The 20,210-nt window shown below is 60.2% G+C and carries 15 protein-coding genes; 11 read left to right on the top strand and 4 right to left on the bottom strand.

Translation table 11 applies throughout. The features are described 5' to 3' along the window. Nucleotides 1-156: 156 nt before the first annotated feature. Nucleotides 157-1,770: an RNA repair transcriptional activator RtcR gene (gene rtcR / locus AC54AF_RS25440; RefSeq protein ID WP_496638790.1), complete on the bottom strand. Its 1,614-nt coding sequence runs from the start codon at nucleotides 1,768-1,770 to the stop codon at nucleotides 157-159. 294 nt (nucleotides 1,771-2,064) lie between these two features. Here rtcR and AC54AF_RS25435 point away from each other — a divergent pair, with 294 nt between their 5' ends. The 4 genes from AC54AF_RS25435 to AC54AF_RS25420 all read left to right on the top strand — a co-directional run bounded on the left by AC54AF_RS25435 (nucleotide 2,065) and on the right by AC54AF_RS25420 (nucleotide 5,800). Then, on the top strand, nucleotides 2,065-3,300 hold the full coding sequence (locus AC54AF_RS25435) for an RtcB family protein (RefSeq protein ID WP_496638789.1): 1,236 nt from the start codon (nucleotides 2,065-2,067) through the stop codon (nucleotides 3,298-3,300). A 14-nt stretch (nucleotides 3,301-3,314) separates the two neighbouring features. Next, complete coding sequence (gene rtcA / locus AC54AF_RS25430) at nucleotides 3,315-4,334, top strand: RNA 3'-terminal phosphate cyclase (RefSeq protein ID WP_496638788.1); 1,020 nt, start codon at nucleotides 3,315-3,317, stop codon at nucleotides 4,332-4,334. A gap of 131 nt (nucleotides 4,335-4,465) precedes the next feature. Continuing rightward, entirely contained in the window at nucleotides 4,466-4,951 is a 486-nt protein-coding gene (pedF, locus tag AC54AF_RS25425) for a cytochrome c-550 PedF (RefSeq protein ID WP_131689930.1), read from the top strand. A 15-nt stretch (nucleotides 4,952-4,966) separates the two neighbouring features. Next, a complete protein-coding gene (locus tag AC54AF_RS25420; protein WP_496638787.1) occupies nucleotides 4,967-5,800 on the top strand; it encodes a substrate-binding periplasmic protein in 834 nt (277 codons plus the stop codon). A 56-nt stretch (nucleotides 5,801-5,856) separates the two neighbouring features. Here the strand turns inward: AC54AF_RS25420 and AC54AF_RS25415 are convergent, their stop codons facing one another. Continuing rightward, nucleotides 5,857-7,995, bottom strand: a complete 2,139-nt coding sequence (locus tag AC54AF_RS25415; protein ID WP_496638786.1) for a TonB-dependent receptor family protein — start codon at nucleotides 7,993-7,995, stop codon at nucleotides 5,857-5,859. 204 nt (nucleotides 7,996-8,199) lie between these two features. Here AC54AF_RS25415 and AC54AF_RS25410 point away from each other — a divergent pair, with 204 nt between their 5' ends. The 7 genes from AC54AF_RS25410 to AC54AF_RS25380 all read left to right on the top strand — a co-directional run bounded on the left by AC54AF_RS25410 (nucleotide 8,200) and on the right by AC54AF_RS25380 (nucleotide 17,862). Continuing rightward, nucleotides 8,200-9,156 carry a beta-propeller fold lactonase family protein gene (locus AC54AF_RS25410; protein WP_496638785.1) on the top strand — a complete coding sequence of 319 codons (957 nt, stop codon included), beginning with the start codon at nucleotides 8,200-8,202 and terminating at the stop codon, nucleotides 9,154-9,156. A 336-nt stretch (nucleotides 9,157-9,492) separates the two neighbouring features. Then, nucleotides 9,493-11,013, top strand: a complete 1,521-nt coding sequence (gene adh, locus AC54AF_RS25405) for an aldehyde dehydrogenase (protein WP_131689934.1) — start codon at nucleotides 9,493-9,495, stop codon at nucleotides 11,011-11,013. Between the two features lie 55 nt (nucleotides 11,014-11,068). Then, nucleotides 11,069-11,464, top strand: a complete 396-nt coding sequence (locus AC54AF_RS25400) for a DUF779 domain-containing protein (RefSeq protein ID WP_496638784.1) — start codon at nucleotides 11,069-11,071, stop codon at nucleotides 11,462-11,464. A 53-nt stretch (nucleotides 11,465-11,517) separates the two neighbouring features. Continuing rightward, nucleotides 11,518-13,254 carry a PQQ-dependent methanol/ethanol family dehydrogenase gene (locus AC54AF_RS25395; RefSeq protein WP_496638783.1) on the top strand — a complete coding sequence of 579 codons (1,737 nt, stop codon included), beginning with the start codon at nucleotides 11,518-11,520 and terminating at the stop codon, nucleotides 13,252-13,254. Nucleotides 13,255-13,541: 287 nt separating this feature from the next. After that, entirely contained in the window at nucleotides 13,542-14,702 is a 1,161-nt protein-coding gene (locus AC54AF_RS25390) for a porin (protein ID WP_496638782.1), read from the top strand. Between the two features lie 57 nt (nucleotides 14,703-14,759). Beyond that, nucleotides 14,760-16,862, top strand: coding sequence for a 4Fe-4S binding protein (locus tag AC54AF_RS25385; RefSeq protein ID WP_496638781.1), 2,103 nt, complete (start codon nucleotides 14,760-14,762; stop codon nucleotides 16,860-16,862). Further along, nucleotides 16,852-17,862 (top strand): FAD:protein FMN transferase, encoded by a 1,011-nt coding sequence (locus AC54AF_RS25380; protein WP_496638780.1) that lies wholly within the window; start codon nucleotides 16,852-16,854, stop codon nucleotides 17,860-17,862. Before AC54AF_RS25385 ends, AC54AF_RS25380 begins: the two co-directional genes overlap by 11 nt. Nucleotide 17,863: 1 nt before the next feature. Here AC54AF_RS25380 and AC54AF_RS25375 read toward each other — a convergent pair whose 3' ends face one another. Both AC54AF_RS25375 and AC54AF_RS25370 read right to left on the bottom strand, forming a co-directional pair. After that, a complete protein-coding gene (locus tag AC54AF_RS25375; protein WP_496638779.1) occupies nucleotides 17,864-19,852 on the bottom strand; it encodes a sigma-54-dependent Fis family transcriptional regulator in 1,989 nt (662 codons plus the stop codon). Between the two features lie 76 nt (nucleotides 19,853-19,928). Then, nucleotides 19,929-20,210: hypothetical protein (locus AC54AF_RS25370; protein ID WP_496638778.1), on the bottom strand; the 282-nt coding region annotated here is incomplete at its 5' end.

The raw sequence follows: 20,210 nt of genomic DNA, 5'->3' as shown, positions 1-20,210 counted from the left end.
ATAGTGCTGCAACCAGTGTGAAAGTAGGTTATCGTCAGGCTTGTTATTCGAAAAAACCCCTTCCGGTGATCCGGTTGGGGTTTTTTTACGTCTGATGCTTTTTCCAATAACCGCGTGCGGACATAAAAAAGCAGCGCTTAGCGCTGCCTTTCTCCGTTAATGAGGTCGGCAGACTCCATCCCATTCAAGGTCAAAGCGGGCCAGGAATTTCTTGAGCCGGTCCGCATCATTTGGCCTGGCCTTCGCCGCGCGCGACACGGCATACAGGGTACGGCCCGCATCGGACAAACTGTTCGATTGTCGGCATACCTGAATTACTGACCTCAGCTGCAGCGCATCAAACAGGTCAAGCTGCGCGGCTGCCTCGCTTCCCATGATATCGGCCAGATCGATTTCCATGCCTCCGGCAGGCTTGTCATGATGCTGCCATAGCCGTTTCAGGCGCCTGATTTCCTCGTCGACCACGCCATCCGTGATGCGGCCCGCTTCCGACAAGGTGGCCAGGCGCGTGACGGCGGCGGACAGGTCGCGGAAATTGCCGCTCCAGGCGGCCGAAGGCGACGCGGCGAAACGCATGAAGCGCTCGCGCGCCTCCTTGTTGAAGCGCACGCGTTCACCCGTCTCGGCACCATATTGCGCCAGCAGGTATTCCAGGTTCGGCTCGATGTCTTCCGGCCGCTGCGCCAGACCCGGCAATTCGTACGTCCACAGGTTGATGCGCGCATACAGATCTTCGCGGAAGCGGCCGGCGGCTACCTCTTTGCCCAGATCGCGGTTGGTGCCGGCGATCAGCTGGAAGTCGCTCTGCACCTCCGTATCGGCACCGACGGGGAAAAAGCGCTTTTCTTCGATGGCTTTCAGCAGCATCGCCTGCTCGTCGAGCCCCAGTTCACCGATTTCATCGAGAAACAGCAAGCCCTTATGCGCGCTGCGCAGCAAGCCGGGCCGGTCCGCGCCGGCGCCCGTAAATGCCCCCTTGATATGGCCGAACAGGGTAGAGGCGGCGCCATCGCCATGCAGGGTGGCGCAATTGAGGTCGATGAATTTGCCATCGATCTGGTGGCGCGATTTTTTCAGTTCATACACGCGGCGCGCAAGGAACGATTTGCCGGCGCCGGTCGGCCCCATCAACAGCATGGGGGCTTTCGATTTGATGGCGACGCGCTCGATTTCATCGATCATGCCGTTGAACTTCGCATTGCGCGTGGCGATGCCGGACTTCAGGAAGGCCACGCCTTCAGCCTGTTCGCGCGTAAAACGCTGGGCGATCTGGTCGTAGCGCGACAGATCGAGGTCGATCAATGCGTAGCTGCCGGGATTGCCGGCACCCTGGCGCTTCGGTGGCGACGTTTGCACGAGGCGGCCGGGGAAATAGCGTGCTTCCGTCATCAGGAACATGCAGATCTGCACCACGTGGCTGCCGGTGGTGATGTGGATCCAGTAGTCTTCCTTGTCCGGATCGAACGGGTAGTTGTTGGCAAAATCGTAGAGGGCGCCGTACACGTTCTCGAAGTCCCAGGCATCGCTGATGGGTAGTTCGTGGGCGATCATCGTGGTTTCAGGCGAGATGCTGGCGATATCCTGCGATACCTGGCGTACCAGATTGTCAAACTGGCTGCCCGCGTACAGCAGCTCGAAACGGTCGATGATCTTGTCTTCATGCTGGGTCAGGGCGACGCTGGGACGCCACTTTTCCCAGCGCGCAGCACCCTTGCCGTTGTCGAGCTGCGTGCCGAGAAAACCAATGACAACGGTGCGTTTTGCTTGCATAAATTGGATAACTATTTATCTTAAAAGATAATTATAGTTTAGATTGTAATGCGCAGGAACTTGCTCGGCAGAACATGTATTGAAATATTATTTAATTAAATCAATGGTTTATAGGTATCTTGGGTGAAATATTAAAAGCTGGCACAGCGCTTGCAATAGAGAGTGTAGCAACGAGATGAAAGTAGAGAGCAGGGAGGAACGAAATGGCCAATACCTACCTCCAGAGCCGATACGTCGGCAGACGTTTTACCAAGCCTTGTCATCACCCCTTATAAAATAGAAGAAAAGAAGCAGATGAAAAACGAAGAATACGAAGTCCTGCATACCGAAGGCAGCCGTCCCGTCAAAATGTGGACCCGTGGCGTGCCTGTCGAAGAAGCGGCCAAAAAACAACTGCGCAACACGGCGACCCTGCCTTTCATTTACAAGCACATCGCCGTCATGCCCGACGTCCACCTGGGTAAAGGGTCGACCATCGGCAGCGTGATTCCCACCCTGGGCGCCGTGATCCCGGCGGCGGTGGGCGTGGATATCGGTTGCGGCATGATGGCGGCGAAGACCACGCTGACGGCGAATGACTTGCCCGATAATCTGGCGCCGCTGCGCAGCGCCATCGAACGCGCCATTCCGCACGGGATGTCGCCGAAGACGCGCGGACATCGCGGCCGTGATGAGGGGTCCTGGCATACGCCGCCCTCGGTGGTCGATGCCGCGTGGCTGCAATTGAAGGATGAATTCGACGCCATCTGCCTGAAAACGCCGAAGCTGAAAAATACGAACAATTATCGTCACCTGGGGACTTTGGGCAGCGGTAACCACTTCGTCGAAGTCTGCCTCGATGAACAGGGTTCCGTATGGTTCATGCTGCATTCCGGATCGCGCGGCGTGGGCAATGCCATCGGCACGCACTTCATCGAACTGGCCAAGCAGGATATGCGCACCCACTTCATCAACCTGCCCGACCAGGATCTGGCTTACCTGGCCGAAGGCACGCAGCATTACGACGATTACGTGGAAGCGGTCGGCTGGGCGCAGCGGTTTGCGCGCAACAACCGAGAAGTGATGATGCAGAACCTGATCGCCGCCGTGCGCACGGTCATCCATAAACCGTTCCAGACGCACGTGGAAGCCGTCAACTGTCACCATAACTATGTGCAGAAGGAGCACCACTTCGGCAAGGATGTGCTGGTCACGCGCAAGGGCGCCGTCTCGGCCCGCGCCGGCGAGCTGGGGATCATTCCCGGTTCCATGGGGGCGAAGAGTTTTATCGTGCGCGGCAAAGGCAATGCGGAGAGTTTCCATAGCTGCAGCCACGGTGCGGGCCGCACGATGAGCCGCACGGAAGCGAAGCGGCGCTTCAACCTGGATGACCAGATCCGCGCCACGCAAGGCGTGGAATGCCGCAAGAATGAAAACGTGATCGATGAGATTCCGATGGCCTACAAGGATATCGATGCGGTGATGCTGGCGCAGCGCGAGCTGGTCGGTGTGGTGCATATCTTGAAGCAGGTCGTCTGCGTCAAAGGATAAGAGAGAAAGCAGAGATGATAGAAATAGATGGAGCGCAAGGTGAGGGCGGCGGACAGATTTTGCGCTCGGCGCTGAGCCTGTCCATGATCACGGGGCAGCCATTCCGGCTGACGAATATCCGCGCGGGGCGGGAAAAGCCCGGCTTGCTGCGCCAGCATCTGCTGGCCGTGCAGGCGACAGCCGCCATTTGCGGGGCGCACACGACGCCAGTGGCGCTGCGCGCAACGAGCCTGGAATTCGTGCCTGGCCCCATACGCGGCGGCGATTACCGCTTCGCCATCGGCAGCGCCGGCAGCTGCACCCTGGTATTGCAAACCCTGTTGCCGGCCCTGCTGCATGCGGATGGAGCTTCTACCGTGCGCATCAGTGGTGGCACGCACAATGCCATGGCGCCGCCCGTGCATTTCCTGCAGCGCGCGTATGGCCGCGTCCTGGAACAGATGGGGGCCGAGGTGGATATTTCGCTGCAACGCTATGGCTTTCATCCCGCAGGCGGCGGCGAGGTGATGGCCACCGTGCAACCGTGCCAGCGCTTGCGCCCCATCGCATTGCTGCAGCGCGGTGAACGGAAGGCGGGGTATGCGGAAAGCGTGGTGGCGGGCGTGCACGTGCGGGTGGCCGAGCGCGAGCTCGAGCGTGTCGCCGGCGGCATGGGCTGGAGCGGCAATCAGTTGCGCATCGTCGGCTTGCCGTCGGAGCAGGGACCGGGCAATGTCTTGTTGCTGACCTTGGAGCATGAGCATGTCACGGAAGTGTTTACTGCTTTCGGTGAAAAGTCCTTGCTGGCCGAATCCGTGGCCAAGCGCCTGTTGAACGAGGTGCGCGCCTATCTCAAGACGGACGCGGCCGTCGGCGAGCACCTGGCCGACCAGCTCTTGCTGCCCATGGCGCTGGCCGGCGGCGGTAGCTTCAGTTGCAGCAAGGTCTCGCAGCATGCACTGACGAATGCGGAGGTGATTGCCCGATTTTTGCCCGTGCGTATTACTTTCGAGCAGCAGGAGCGGAGCAGCATCTGCACGGTGGCCGCCGCTTGACGCGCGCGGTGACACAACTAGCTGTTGCAGCTGTTCCAAATTGATACATGGGTGGCCGGACGTGGGGCATATACGCATGGCATGGCATTTGCTCTTCTTGGATATTCACTAAAAAAACCAAGGAGACCAGCATGTCCTATTCCATTCGTACCCTGCTCGGCGTTGCCGCCGCCGGCGCCGTTGCCCTCACTTCCCTGCTGACCTTACCGCATGCCTATGCGCACGGCAATGTCACGCCGCAAGGCGTCGACACCACGGGCTTGCCCAAGGTGGGCGACAAGTGGCTCGATCAAAATCCGTATCGGGGCAACAAACTGGCCTTGACGGTGGGCACCTCGGCCTACAATCAGAATTGCGCCCGCTGCCATGGCATCGAAGCCATCTCGGGCGGTATCGCACCGGACTTGCGCCAGCTTGACCGCGATTGTTTCAGTATCAAGAATGAGACAAAGAAACAGGCTTGCTACAAGGAGACGGATAATTACTACCTGACCACCATCCGCCACGGTAAAGTGCGCAATGGCGCCGTGTACATGCCGCCGTTCGAGGGCGTGTTCAACCAGGAAGCCATGTGGGCCATCAAGACCTATCTGGAAACCCGCCGCGAGTCGAACTGATCATAAAGGAGTCCCATGCGTTCATTTCAACTCCATGGCGCGCGCGCGATGCTCTCGCTCGCCTGCCTGGCGCTGTGCGCAGCCGCGCCGGCGCATGCCGACTGGCAGAAAGTGCAGCAGTCGGGCAGCCTGAAAGTGGCTGTGTACAATGAGTTCGCGCCGTTTTCCGACAAGGGCGTTGGCATCGATATCGACATCGCCGAAGCGCTGGCGAAAAAGCTGGGTTTGAAACTGAGCTTGCTGCCATTTCCCGCTGGCGAAAACCTGAACGATGATTTGCGCAATATGGTGTGGAAGGGGCATTACCTCGGTTATGGTCCCGCCGATGTGATGTTGCATGTGCCGGTCGACAAGAAGTTGATGGCGGATAACGACAAGGTCGAGATCTTCGCGCCGTACTACGTGGAAACCGTGCGCCTGGCGCGCAGCGCGCAAGCCGTGCCGCAATTCGAGGGCGTCGCTTCGCTGGCCGGCAAGCGCATCGGCGTGGAAAAGGTGTCGATCGCGGCCATGCTGATGCTGGGTGAAGACAATGGCAAGTACCGTGACGACGTGCGTATCTTCGACACGGCGGCCGAAGCCTTGCAGCAATTGCAGGCGGGCAAGCTCGACGCCGTGCTGGCCAACCGGTCGGAAATCGAATCAGTGCTGAAAAGCGATCCCGCTTTCCCCTTGAGCGAAGTGGCGTTCGCCCGCTTGCCGCGTACCGGCTGGGCCGTGGGCCTGGCCGTCAGCCGCCAGCAACTCGACGTGGGCAAGTTGCTGCAGGCAGCCATGAACGAGATGGCCGCCAGCGGCGAATTGAAAACCATCTTCGAGAAATATGGCGTGAAGGAAGCACGGCCATAACAGGCCATGCCGCATGATAAAAAGCCCGCGCATCGGTCGATGTGCGGGCTTTGTTATTAGAACGAGTACTGCGCGCTAACGCCCAGCAACCAATTACGTCCCGGCGCCGCTTCATAGTAGCGCTTGTTGCTGTCGCCGACGATGACGGAGCCCACGTAGGTCTTGTCGAAAAGATTGTTCAGGCGGGCAAATTCCTTGAAGCGCCAGTTGCCCACGTTTTGCTTGGCGTTGAAGCGCGCATTGAACACCGTATAGCCGGGCGCCGGTTTTTCGCTGTTGCTGTCCTCCGCGTAGATCTGGTTGCTGGCCACGCTTTCCAGCGCCGCGCCAAAACGGTCGAGCGTGTCTTTCCAGGCCAGTTCCGCAAACAGGTTGGCGCTGGGCACGCCCGGCAAGCGGCTACCTTCGCGCACGCTGCCAAAGGCCTGGTCATACACGGCGTGCAGGCTGGTGAGCGCCACTTTTGCCGTGAAACCATACGACAGGTTCGAGTCCAGCGATACTTCCATACCCTGGCGCAAGGTTTTACCCGCATTGCGATAGCTGGTGCGCCCGCCGCTGGACTTGTCGACCACCAGTTCGTCGTTGGTCTTGATCTGGAACACGGCCGCGTTGATGTGCGTGTTGTTATTGATCCTGGCCTTGATGCCCGCTTCCAGGTTGGTGCTGGTGGCCGGTTTCAGCTGGTAATTGAAGCCGCCGCCCGTGCCCGAGTAAAACAGCTCATTCAAGGTGGGCGCTTCGAAGCCGCGCGCGGCGCTGGCGTAGACGTTGACGTTCGGCGTCAGTTTATACAGCAGGCCCAGCACTGGTGTCGTATGGCTGAACTCGAGGCTGCCGCTGTCATTGCCATTGCCGAGGAAGTGGTCGTTGACCGACACTTTCATCTTGCTGTAGCGCACACCTGCGCTGAGCAGCCACGGCCCGTTTTGCCATTCCGCCTGGACATACGGATCGAGGCTGGACACGACATTCTGCTCGTCGCGGCGCAGCTTGCCTTTTACGCCAAAGCTATTGCCAATGTAATTCTCATAGCCGGTGCGGTCATCGCTGGAGCGGCCATAATCGATGCCGATGGTGGTGCTCAGCTTGCCCCCGGCCAGCTGGTTCACATGCAGCCAGTTGGTGTCGATGCCATAGAACTGGCGCTGGAAATCGACCACGCCGCCCGAATGGCTGGCCGGGGCCTGGAAGCCTTTGGTAAATGCCTGGTATTGAATCACGTCGCGGTTGCCGCCATACACCATCACACGCAGGCGGTCATCTCCGAACGACTGTTCATAGGTGGCGCCGATTTGCTGGTGGTCGATGCTCTTTCGCGTGTTGTAGCGTTCGGCCAGGGTGCGTCTCGGGTTCTGTGTATCCGTCGTGTCGATTTCGCCGGCGCGCGGGTCGCGGGCAAACGTGGCCCAGGTGGCGCCCAACGGATCTTGCGTGTTGCCTTGGTGCAGGCTGTTGGCGACGATGGTCAGCTTGCTGTCCTTCGTCGGCTTGACGGTGATCTTGCCGAAAGCCTGTTCGCGCGTGGCGGCGCTGTGGTCGCGAAAACCATCCGTGCGGAAGCGCGAGCCGTCGAGCACGTAGCCGATGCCGCCTGTCTGGCCTTGCGCCGTCAAGTCCACCTTGCTGGTGCCGAAACTGCCGCCTGTCACATTCAGTTCGACGGACGGGGGATTTTGTCCATCCTTGGAAAACAGCTGGATCACGCCGCCTGAGTGGTTGCCGTAGATGGCAGAAAACGGGCCGCGCAGCACTTCGATGCGCTCGGCCGTATCGAGGTTGAAGGTGGCGGCCTGGCCCTGGCCATCGGGCATGCTGGCGGGAATGCCATCGCTGATGAGTTTGACGCCGCGCACACCGAAGGCTGAGCGTGCGCCGAAGCCGCGCGACGAGATCTGCAAGTCTTGCGCATAGTTCTGGCGGTTTTGCACGACCAGGCCCGGCACGGCGGCCAGCGCTTCCGATGCGTTGACGCGGATTTGCCCATCCTGGATGCGAGCGCTGCCGACGACGTCGATCGAGGCCGGCACTTCCTGGCTGGGGTGGGCGATGCGGCTGCCGCTGACGACCACCGTATCCATGAGTTGCCCGTTGGCCGGATCAGCTGCCTCGGCGGCAAAGACGTGGGGGACCAGGGTGGCGCTGCCGGCGACAAACAGGCTGGCGATGGTGTTCAGGCGGAAACGATGCTGCATGCGGATTCTCCAATGTGAATAAAAGCCTGCTTGAGCGCGTGAGCGGCACAGGTCTGCATAGTCTTATCAAGCAATATGCCTGCCATGTCTCCATTGGTGGGCTGAAATTATACGCTTGTCCGTGGCACGGCGTTTGCATACAGCAATTGTCATAGGCGCCGATGCCGCGCGTTTTTCCTGTGTTTTTCCATTGAAAAGGTGATTATGCCCAACTTCTTCTCGCGCTTGCGCCAGGTGTGCTGGCTGCTGCCTGCGCTCGCCAGCAGCGCCCTCCAGGCCGCTCCGTTTGCCTATGTCCCCAATGAAAAATCGGGCACCTTGAGCGTGATCGACACGGCTACCGACCAGGTAGTGCGCCAGATCGCCGCAGGCAAGCGGCCGCGCGGCATCGCCGCCGACCCCACCGGGCGGCAATTGTTTGTCACGGACGCCGCCAGCAGCGCCTTGTTGCTGATCGATAACGCTGCCGGCACGCCCGTGCGCGCGGTGGCGCTGGGCAAGTCGCCCGAAGGTGTCAGCGCTTCCCGGGACGGTCATTATGTGGCCGTGGCCGTCGAGGAAAACAATAGCGTGGCCTTGCTCGATGGCCACACAGGTACCTTGCTCGCCGATATCAAGGTGCAGGGACGTAATCCGGAACATGCCGTGTTCAGTCCCGATGGGCGCTGGCTGCTGGTCAGCGCGGAAGAGGCCGAGCAAGTCGACGTCATCGATGTGGCGCAACGCCGCCAGGTGACTTCCATCGCCGTGGGACTGCGCCCACGCGGCATCGGCTTCAGTCCGGACTCGGGCCGCGCCTACGTGGCGTGCGAGCTGGTCAATGCCGTCTACGTGATCGACATGGCCGCGCGCAAGGCCATCGCCACCATTCCCGCTGGCAAGAATGCAAATGGCATCGTGGTCCACCCCAACGGCAAGCAGGTGTATGTCTCGAATGGCACGGACGGCACGGTGATGGTGATCGACACGGCCAGCAAGCAGGTCACGGCCACCATTGCCGTCGGCAAGCGTCCGTGGAACATGGCCATCACGCCCGACGGCGCCAAGCTGTACGTGGCCAATGGCCGCTCGAACAGCGTTTCCGTCATCGACACGGCCAGCGCACAGAAGGTGGCCGATATTGCCGTGGGCGAATTGCCATGGGGCGTGGTGATTCGGTAGTGGCGCAGAGAAGGTGTTCCAGTCTGGTACACCTGTTCCATTGTGTAGCGGCGCAGGGGGGCGGCAGCAGGGCTGGCCCGGATTGGAACAGGACGCTGCCACCTTGTTCAAAACGCCAACAGACCCGGCCCTCCTTTCATGCCCGGGGGATACGCTGAAAAGCGCGCCGGGATTGGTGCCACGCCCTTGTAACAAGGGTAAAACCGGCTAAGTTTGTAAGGGGGCGGCGAGCTGGCACGGCATTTGCGGAAGACCCCATGTACTCACCCCCATCTGTACCAGGACGTTTGATTTTAATTAAGTAATTTCATTCTAATTAACCCGATAGAGGACGACATGAATCTCGCAGACATCAGCAAACTGGGCGTAGCCAATCCCTTCAAACAACGCTATGACAATTACATTGGCGGTAAATTCGTTGCACCGGTAAAAGGTGAATATTTTCCTAACATTACGCCGATCACCGGCTTGCCATTTTGCGAAATCGCCCGCTCCACGGCGGAAGACGTCGAGCTGGCGCTGGACGCCGCGCATGCCGCCAAGGATGCCTGGGGCAAGACGTCGCCTGCCGAGCGCGCCAATATCCTGAACCGCATCGCCGACCGCATCGAGCAGAACCTGAGCCTGATCGCCACGGCGGAAACCATCGACAACGGCAAGCCGATCCGCGAAACGATGAATGCCGACATTCCGCTGGCCATCGACCATTTCCGTTATTTCGCCGGTTGCATCCGCGCGCAGGAAGGTTCCGTCGCGCAAATCGACGCGGAAACCTATGCCTATCACTACCATGAGCCGCTGGGTGTCGTGGGCCAGATCATCCCGTGGAATTTCCCGATCTTGATGGCCGTGTGGAAACTGGCGCCAGCCCTGGCCGCCGGCAATTGCGTGGTCTTGAAACCGGCCGAGCAGACGCCGGCCTCCATCATGGTGTTGATCGAGCTGATCGGTGACTTGCTGCCACCGGGCGTGCTGAACATCATCAACGGTTTCGGCCTGGAAGCGGGCAAGCCGCTGGCGTCGAGCAAGCGCATCGCCAAGATCGCCTTCACGGGCGAAACGGGCACGGGCCGCCTGATCATGGGCTACGCGGCGCAAAACCTGATTCCCGTCACTCTCGAGCTGGGCGGCAAGTCGCCGAACATCTTCTTTGAAGACGTGATGGATGCGGACGATGATTATTTCGACAAGTGCCTGGAAGGTTTTGCCATGTTCGCGCTGAACCAGGGCGAAGTGTGCACCTGCCCATCGCGCGTGCTGATCCAGGAATCGATCTACGAGAAATTCATCGAACGGGCCCTGAAGCGCGTGGCCGCCATCAAGCAGGGCAACCCGCTCGACGCTTCCACCATGATCGGTGCGCAGGCCTCGCAGGAGCAGCTGGAAAAGATCCTGTCCTACCTCGACATCGGCCGCCAGGAAGGCGCCGAAGTGCTGGCTGGCGGCGAGCGCAACACGCAGGCGGGCGACCTGGAAGGCGGCTACTACGTGCGTCCGACCGTGTTCAAGGGCAACAACAAGATGCGCATCTTCCAGGAAGAGATTTTCGGGCCAGTCGTGTCCGTGACCACCTTCAAGGATGAGGCCGACGCGCTGGCGATTGCCAACGATACCTTGTACGGCCTGGGCGCCGGCTTGTGGACGCGTGACGGTTCGCGTGCCTTCCGCATGGGACGCGCCATCCAGGCGGGCCGTGTGTGGACCAATTGCTATCACCTGTATCCAGCCCATGCCGCATTCGGTGGCTACAAGCAATCGGGTATCGGCCGCGAAAACCACAAGATGATGCTCGATCACTACCAGCAAACGAAGAACTTGCTGGTGAGCTATAGCCCGAAAGCCCTGGGCTTCTTCTAAACCGGCAACAGTCGCCGCACCTGTAGTCCAGGTGCGGCGCGCAGAAAGGGATGCCATGAGTGCAGCAATTGCCCGGGTGGTCGCCACCGATGCGGCGCTGGAAATGATGGAAAAATTGCGCCAGCGTCACGGCCCGCTGATGTTCTTCCAGTCGGGCGGCTGCTGCGATGGCAGTGCGCCCATGTGCTATGCGTTGGGCGAGTTCGATGTCAGCGACACCGATATCTATCTCGGCAATTTGAATGGCACACCGTTTTACATGGGACTCGAGCAATTCGAGTACTGGGAGCATACCCAGTTGATTATCGATGTGGTCGACGGCAATGGCGGCATGTTTTCACTTGACAACGGCACCGGCAAGCGCTTTTTGACGCGCTCGCGCCTGTTCACCGATGAAGAGTGCGCGCTGTTGCATGCCCAGCCGCATGAGCACGACAGAAAAAGTACCTGAGAGTTACACACACATACTAATAACAGAGGGAGATGATTGTGCAGAAAAAAATCATGGGGATACTCATCGGTTTGGGTTTGGCATCGCTGGCCCAGGCGGCCGACGTGGGCAATGTCAGCAATGCCATGCTCGACAACACGGCGAAGAATCCGGCCAGCGTCCTGTCGTTTGGCATGGGTACGCAGGGCCAGCGCTATTCGCCGCTGACGCAGATCAATGACAAGACCGTGGCCAAGCTGGTGCCGGCCTGGTCGTTCTCGTTTGGCGGTGAAAAACAGCGAGGCCAGGAGTCGCAGCCGCTGATTCATAACGGCAAGATGTTCGTCACGGCATCGTATTCGCGCATCTTTGCCATCGACTTGAAAACGGGCGCCAAGCTGTGGAAGTATGAGCATCGCTTGCCGGACGGCATCATGCCGTGCTGCGACGTGGTCAACCGCGGTGCGGCCCTGTACGGCAACCTGGTGATTTTCGGCACGCTCGACGCCTACCTGGTGGCGCTGGACCAGAACACGGGCAAGATCGTCTGGAAGGAAAAAGTCGATGATTACGCGGCCGGCTACTCGATGACGGCCGCCCCGCTGATCGCCGAAGGCTTGCTGCTGACGGGCGTGTCGGGGGGCGAATTCGGCATCGTGGGCCGGGTCGAAGCGCGCAACCCGATGACGGGCGATCTCGTGTGGAGCCGTCCGACGGTGGAAGGTCATATGGGCCACCGCTACGACAAGGATGGCAAGGCCATCGACAACGGCGTGTCCGGCACCGTGAACAAAACCTGGCCGGGCGACCTGTGGAAAACGGGCGGCGCCTCGACCTGGATGGGCGGCACCTACGATCCGCAAACCAAGCTCGCCTACTTTGGCACCGGCAACCCGGCGCCATGGAACAGCCACTTGCGTCCCGGCGACAACTTGTACTCGTCATCCACCGTGGCGCTGGACGTGAAAACGGGCCAGATCAAGTGGGCGTATCAAAACACGCCCAACGACGCCTGGGATTTCGACGGCGCCAACGAATTCGTCACCTTCGACATGGATGGCAAGCGCTACGGCGGCAAGGCCGACCGCAACGGTTTCTTCTATGTCATCGATGCGGCCAGCGGCAAGCTGCAGAACGCCTTTCCGTTTGTGAAGAAAATCACCTGGGCCAGCAGCATCGACCTGAAGACGGGCCGGCCGAATTTCATCCCCGCCGGACGTCCTGGCGATCCGACCAAGGGAGAGGAAGGCAAGAAGGGCACGACCGTGTTTGCCGCACCCGCTTTCCTCGGCGCAAAAAACCAGATGCCGATGGCGTACTCGCCGCAAACCAAGCTGTTCTATGTGCCGGCGAACGAATGGGGCATGGATATCTGGAACGAGCCGATCAGCTACAAGAAGGGCGGCGCCTTCCTCGGCGCCGGTTTCACCATCAAGCCTTTGTTTGACGATTACATCGGCGCCATGCGCGCCATCGATCCGAAGACGGGCAAGATCGTCTGGGAAATCAAGAACAACGCGCCGCTGTGGGGCGGCGTGATGAGTACGGCCGGCAATCTGGTGTTCTATGGTACGCCGGAAGGCTTCCTGAAAGCCGTCGACGCGAAGACGGGCAAGGAGTTGTGGAAATTCCAGACGGGTTCCGGCGTCGTGGCGCCGCCCGTCACCTGGCAGGATGGCGACACGCAATATGTGGCCGTCGTTTCCGGCTGGGGTGGCGCGGTGCCGCTGTGGGGCGGCGAAGTGGCGAAGAAGGTCAACTTCCTGGAACAGGGCGGTTCCGTATGGGTCTTCAAGCTGGCATCGAAGTAATGGGGTGAAGCACCCGGGCCACTCGGATGGGTGTCTCCCTGTCCGCCAGGTGTTTTCTTTTTGCTGACGGCGCAGGCCGTCAGTTTTTTGTTTACCAGTCCGCCTGCTATGCAAACTTGCGGTCAAAAAATGAACACTATCAGTGGTGATTGATCCGCTGCTGCACACGTTGAATACGCTTTTTCTCTTGTTCCCTCTGAACCGCGCTGGGCACGCTTATTGCCAAAGCTTGAGGTACATCAATCACTGGTGTGCACACTAAAAACAGAGAAGAAAGAGGAGAAGCAATGAACACATTGATCAAGCTGGGGAGCCTGGGTGTCATGACAATCGCAGCGATGGGGCAGGCGCAAGCCGTCGATATCAAGGCTGGCGACTGGACCGTGTCGGTGGGCGGCATCGTCAACGCCTATTACACGCAAGTGTCGTGTTCGGGCGATGCGGTGGGCGGACTGGCGCTGGGTGGCCAGGCGCTCGGTTGCGGCGGCGAAAAGGATCGCACTACCATCGGCAACGGCTTGCTGCCAAATGGATTGATCACCTCGGCAAGCTCGCGGCTGGGCGAGTACGACGTGAAAGCCTTGATCGGCATCTATAACTCGACGGCCACCGACAGCGCCATCAGCCAGAACAGCGTGGTCGATGTGCGCCAGGCCTTCTTCACATTTGGCAATGCGCAGATGGGCACCTTCAAGCTGGGCCGCGACTACGGCATCTTCGGCGCGAATGCGATCCTGTCCGACATGACCTTGTTGGGTTCGGGCGCACCCGTGCAGGCGACGCAGCGGGGCAGGGTGACCCTGGGCCATATCGGCGCCGGCTATACCTATCTGGGCAACTATGGCCAGATCATGTACAGCTCGCCGAAGTCGGGCGGCTTTGGCGCCGACGTGGCGCTGGTCAGCCCTGTTTCCGATACGCCCATCGTGGCCGGTTCGACCTATTCTTCGAAGTCGAGCCCGCAAGTCCAGGCGCAGCTGACGTATGCGCAGGAAGGCTTGAAAGCGTGGCTCGGTGTGAAGTCGCAAAAATTCACGTCGAAAACGCCGGGCGTCGATGATCTGACCATGCGCGGCGTGGAAGTGGGCGGTTCGTACCAGATGGGCCCGGCCGGCGTATTGGTCAACTTCCAAGGCGGCAAAGGATTGGGGATACTCTCCGATGCGGACCAGGGCGATACCAAGTCGAAGAACTGGCTGCTGCAAGGCACGTACAAAACGACGGACAAGCTGAAGCTGGGACTGTCCTATGGCATCAGCAAGAACGACGACAACACGGCCGGTACGGGCGGCTTGAAGTCGAACGCCAACCTGACCCTGGGCGCGTATTACTCGCTCAACAGCGCGATCACCCTGGTGGGAGAACTGGGCCAGACGCGCTCGAAAGGCTTTGCTGGCGGCGAAGCGAAGATGAAAGGCGTCTCCCTGGGCGGCATTATTTTCTTCTAACCCATCAACGCGGCGCCTTGTAACAGGGCGCCGCACGGAGCGTAGTGGATGCGGACAATGCGGTTATTCATCGGATGCTGGCTATTCCTGTTTATCCTGGGACAGGCGTGGGCGGGTGTACTGACCAAGGCCGAGCTGGCACGGCGCTTTCCCGCTCCCATCGTCGTCGGCGACAAGGAAGCCGACTTGCCCGTCTGGCCCTTGTTCCGGCAAAACGCCACGGCCACCGAGCTGGTCGGCTATGTTTTTGAATCGGTGGACCTGGCGCCCATTCCCGGCTTTTCCGGCGTACCCGTCAATTTATTGATCGCCATCGATCCACAGGGCAGTTTTCTCGACGTCGCCGTCCTGTCGCAGCACGAACCCGTGTTTCTCGATGGCTTGGGCGAAGCGCCCCTGTTTCAATTTGTCAAACAGTACCAGGGCTTGTCGCTGAAACAGAACATCGCCATCGATGCGCGAACCAAGCGCGCGCCAGATGCAAGCCACGCCGATATCGATGGCGTGTCGAAGGCCACGGCCTCTGTGCGCATCATCAACCAAAGTGTGCTGGCCTCGGCCTTGAAAGTGTCGCGGAAAAAACTCGGCTTCGCGCAAGGCCGCGACCCGGACCAGATCGCCCGCATCCGCATGGAGGTATTCGAGAAACTCAGCGTGGCGCAGATGCTCAAACAGGGCTTGATTCAACATGTACGCCTGAGTAACAAGGATGTGGAAACCCTGTTTGCCGGCAGTCCCGGCGCGGGACTCGATGCGGAGGCCACGCGCGCGCCGGACGGCGTGTTCATCGACCTGTACCTGGCCTATGTGTCTGTACCCACGGTGGGACGCAATCTGTTGACGGAACGCAGCTGGAACAAACTGCGCAACCGGCTCGACGAGGGCGACCACGCCATCCTCGTCATGTCGCGCGGGCGCTACAGCGTGCTGGACGACGATTTCGTGCGCGGCACCGTGCCTGATCGCCTGTTGCTCAAGCAGGATGGCTTGCCCATTGACATGCGCGACCTGGACCTGGAGTTGAGCCTGTCGGATGCGGGGCCGTTGCCGACGGAAAATATCGCCGTCTTGCGCATCATCAGCCAGGCGGGACTCGATGCGGCCAGTCCGCTGGCGTTTTCTCTCCCCATCACGCGCAGCAAGGGCATCGTGTATCCGGAACGCATCGCACGCAACGTGGATGTCAATTACCGCTTGCCGGCCGATTTCTATACGGCACCGCAAGGCGACGATGCCAGCTGGCGCGGCACGTGGAAGAACCGCAAGGCTGAGTTGCTTCTCTTGGCCGCCGGGCTGGCGCTGCTGGCCGGCGCTTTGGCATGGCAGAAACGCCTGGTGCGCGATGGCCGGCAATTTATCTGGTTCCGCCGCCTGTTCCTGGTGTTTACCATCGGCTTCATCGGTTATTACGCGCAAGGGCAGTTATCGATCGTCAATATCACGGGCGCACTCCAGGCGCTGCTGGCGGGGCGCAGCCTGGGCTTTTTCCTGTTTGACCCGATGACGGTGATCCTGTGGGCGTTCGTGCTGCTCAGCTTGCTGATCTGGGGGCGCGGCACGTTTTGCGGCTGGCTGTGTCCGTTCGGCGCCCTGCAGGAATTCACGGGCAAGCTGGGCCAGTGGCTGCGCTTGCCGCAGTGGAAGGTCAAGCCGCGTCTCGATGGGCGCTTGAAATGGGTTAAGTATGGCTTGCTGGCGGCCATACTTGGCAGCAGCATGTTTTCCAGCCAGATCACGGATAAGCTGGTGGAGCTGGAACCGTTCAAGACGGCGATTACCTTGACCTTCGTGCGCGCTTGGCCCTTCGTCGCGTATGCCGTGGGCTTGCTGTTGCTCAGCAGTGTTTCCTATAAATTCTTTTGCCGCTACCTGTGTCCGTTTGGTGCGGCGCTGGCGCTGCTGGGACGGTTTCGCCTGCTCAACTGGATTCCGCGCCGCAAGGAATGCGGCACGCCGTGCCAGACTTGCCGTCACCGTTGCGAGCATCACGCCATCGCGGCTAGCGGCAAAGTCGATTATGGCGAGTGTTTCCAGTGCATGGATTGCGTGGTGATTTACGCCAGCGATGAAAAATGCGCACCCTTGATGCTGGAAATCAAGCGTGCGCGCACCATTCCCATCGTCCGGGCCACGGCAGAGGAGAGCAGCAATGCAGCGTAGAACGTTTATTTCCGCAGCCATCGGCAGCGTGGCCGGCATGGCGGGCTTGTCTTTGCCTGGCAGCATGGCGCGCGGCACGGCCACGGCGTCCGGCGTGCGCCTTTATCAAGGCGCCACCTTGGCATTTGGCACGACGATCGCCGTCACCGTATTGCACCACGATCAGCGCCAGGCCGAGCTGGCCATCGAAGACGCCTTGCATGCGGCCAGGAATATCGACCGCCTGATGAGTATTTACAGTCCAGCCAGCCAAGTCTTTCAGCTGAACCGTGACGGCCGGCTGGCCCGGCCGGACGCCCATTTGCTGGCCGTGCTGGCGCAGGCGCAAGCCTTGTCGCAATGGAGCGATGGCGCGTTTGATATCACCGTGCAACCCTTGTGGCAGCTGTTTCGCGCGGCAGCAGACCATGCAAGCTTGCCGACAGACACGTTGTTCCGCGCGGCGCAGGCGCGGGTAGGCTGGCGGCAACTGGCGTGGGATAGCCGGGAAGTGCGTTTTCTTCAGCCCGGCATGGCGCTGACCTTGAATGGCCTGGCGCAAGGCTACGCGGCGGACATGGCGCTGGCAGCCGTGCAGGCGCGTGGCATACGGCACGCACTGCTCGACACGGGCGAATTCGTTGCGCGGGGGCAGCGTTCTGTGCGCCGCCCGTGGACCTTGGGCATCCAGGACCCGCGCGATGCGGAAATCCTGGCGGCCACCTTGAAAGTGGAGGGGCGCAGCGTGGCCACGTCGGGCGACTACGAATGCACGTTCACGCCGGACTTCGTGCATCACCACATCTTTGATCCATCGAGCGGTGATTCGCCGGGCGAACTGGCCAGCGTGACCGTGCTGGCGCCCACGGGCTTGCTGGCCGATGGCTTATCGACGACCTTCATGGTGACGGGCGCGGTGCGCGCGCATGCGATGGCTGCGCACATGCAGGGCGTCGACCTGATGACCATCGACAAGCGGGGCCGGCGCGCAATGTCGCCCGGCTTCTCCCGTTTACTCTAGGCTACTTCAGATGCGGCACCTTGCGATAGATCGTGTTGCGCGACACGCCCAGGGCCCGCGCCGTAGCCGAGACGTTGCCGCCATGCGCGTCCAGCGATTTGAGAATCACGCTTTGTTCCATCTCTTCCAGATTGGCGCCGGCGGCGATCATGCGGTCCGTGCTGGCGCTGGCGGCAGTCGCTTGCGTCATCTCAATATCGTCGAGGAAATCATCAGGCATGTGGCGCAAACAGATTTCATGCTCGTCGCCTGCCATGACGATGGCTGTGCGCAACAGATTGGTCAACTGGCGGAAGTTGCCCGGCCATTTATGCTGGTGGAACATGCGCAGGATGTCCGGCGCCACCGTGTAGCGCGTATCGGGCGCTTCCGTTGCGAGGATTTTTTTCACGACCGTATCGAGATCCGTGCGCTCGCGCAGCGGCGGCAGTTTTACCACCAGGCCATTCAGGCGGTAATACAGATCTTCGCGAAACAGTCCCTTGGCCATGCGTTCGCGCAAGTTGTGATTCGTCGCGCAAATGAGTTCCACATTGACGGTGATCGATTTGCTACTGCCCAGCGGCGTGACCATGCGTTCCTGCAGCACGCGCAACAGCCGCGCCTGCAAGCCAAACGGCATGTCGCCGATTTCATCGAGGAAGAGGGTGCCGCCATTGGCTTGCAAAATCTTGCCGATGGCCCCCTTCTTGCGCGCGCCCGTAAAGGCCCCATCTTCATAGCCGAACAGTTCAGACTCGATCAGGGTTTCCGGGATCGAGGCGCAATTGACGGCGATGAATGGTCCCATGGCGCGCGGCGAGTCGTTGTGGATGGCTTGCGCCAGCAATTCCTTGCCGGTCCCCGTTTCGCCCATGACGAGGATGGGGATATCGCGCCCCAGTACCTTGTTGACCTTTTCGATCACCAGTTCCAGCTGCGGGTCGCCCGTGCGCAAGTAGCGCAAGCCGGACAGGCGGCGCGCCGCGTTGGCCGCATGGCTGGCCGGCGCGGGAACCTGGGCCGGGGCGGCGTTGATATCGCTGTGATCGGTGCTGGCAGTAAAGCCGTGCTGGAAGACGCTATTGGACAGGCGCAACTGCGCGCGCCCATACACGCGCACGCCGCTATGCATGCACAGGTTCAGCAGACCGGGCGCAGCCGTGCGGTAATGATCGTACAGGGCGGAAACGGGCAAGCCGAACAGGGAACTGAAGGTATGGGATTGCAGCGCGGCAAATGACAGGCCTAGCTGGAACAAACCGTTTTTATTGGCGGATAAGAACCGTCCGCCCGGCGTGAATGAGGCAATGCCTTCCATCAAGGTGCCGATGAACTCGGGACGCGCGTGGAAGTGCACGGTGATGGCATCTTCGAAGGTGGCGGAAAACAGCTGATTTTCGATCATTAGCGCCGACATGCGCACGAGGGCCATCGTATGCTTGTGAAAACTGCGCTGGTCGCTGGATACGTCCAGCACGCCGATCACATTGCCCCGGTGGTCGGTAATCGGGGCGGCCGAGCACGTCAGGAAATGATTGGCGGCCAGGTAATGCTGATCCGCATGGACCAAGGTCGGTACCTTTTCCGTGATGGCCGTGCCGATGGCATTCGTGCCGCGGCTTTGTTCCGACCACGCCACGCCCGGCTGCAGCGCGACGCGGTTGGCTTTCTCCAGGAAATCATCGTCGCCCAGCGAATGCACGATCACGCCATTGGCATCGGTCAAGATCACCATATTGTGCGTATTGACGATTTGCTGGTACAGGGTTTCCATCGCCGGCAGCGCGTGCGTGTGTAGCATGCGGTTTTGTTCGATCAGCAAGGACAGGTCCGATCTGCCAGCCGGCGTAAAGTCGGGCGTGGCCGTGGGCGACAAGCCAAAGGCGACTGAGCGCTGATGGGAGGTTTCGATGATGACGGGGACGTTGTCTTGTCCTGCCGGTAAAACGTTCGCGTCCGCAATGGACGAAAACGGTGCGCTACGGTAAGTAGCTGACGGTTGATACATGATCTCGTTGCCTCCGTTGGGCCCTGTACTGCGGCGCTCTTTTGAATATCGAGAGTGTTCCATAATGTAGCACCTGTCACAGATGGGAGCAAAGCAAAGCGAACCAGGCTGTCCCCAGTGTTGCTGCCAGGCCCAGATTTGCTCTCATCGGTGGGTGGTGCATATGTCTATCTAAGCAATTGCGGTGCCAGGCCTCGTGCGTTTGATGTGGCGCAAAAAATAGCCCTTGCAGAGCACGCGGCCCAAGGCTATAATTCGCCCCCTCGCTGAACGATGCATGCAAATGCCGAGTAAAGCAGAGTAAAAAAGAAGGTTGACGAAATGCTGCAAACGCTTCATACTCTTCCTTCTTCGCAGC

This window comes from Janthinobacterium sp. JF4, assembly GCF_059617925.1.
The sequence above is the reverse complement of the archived record's forward strand: the minus strand, read 5'-3'. Positions and strand labels throughout refer to the sequence as shown.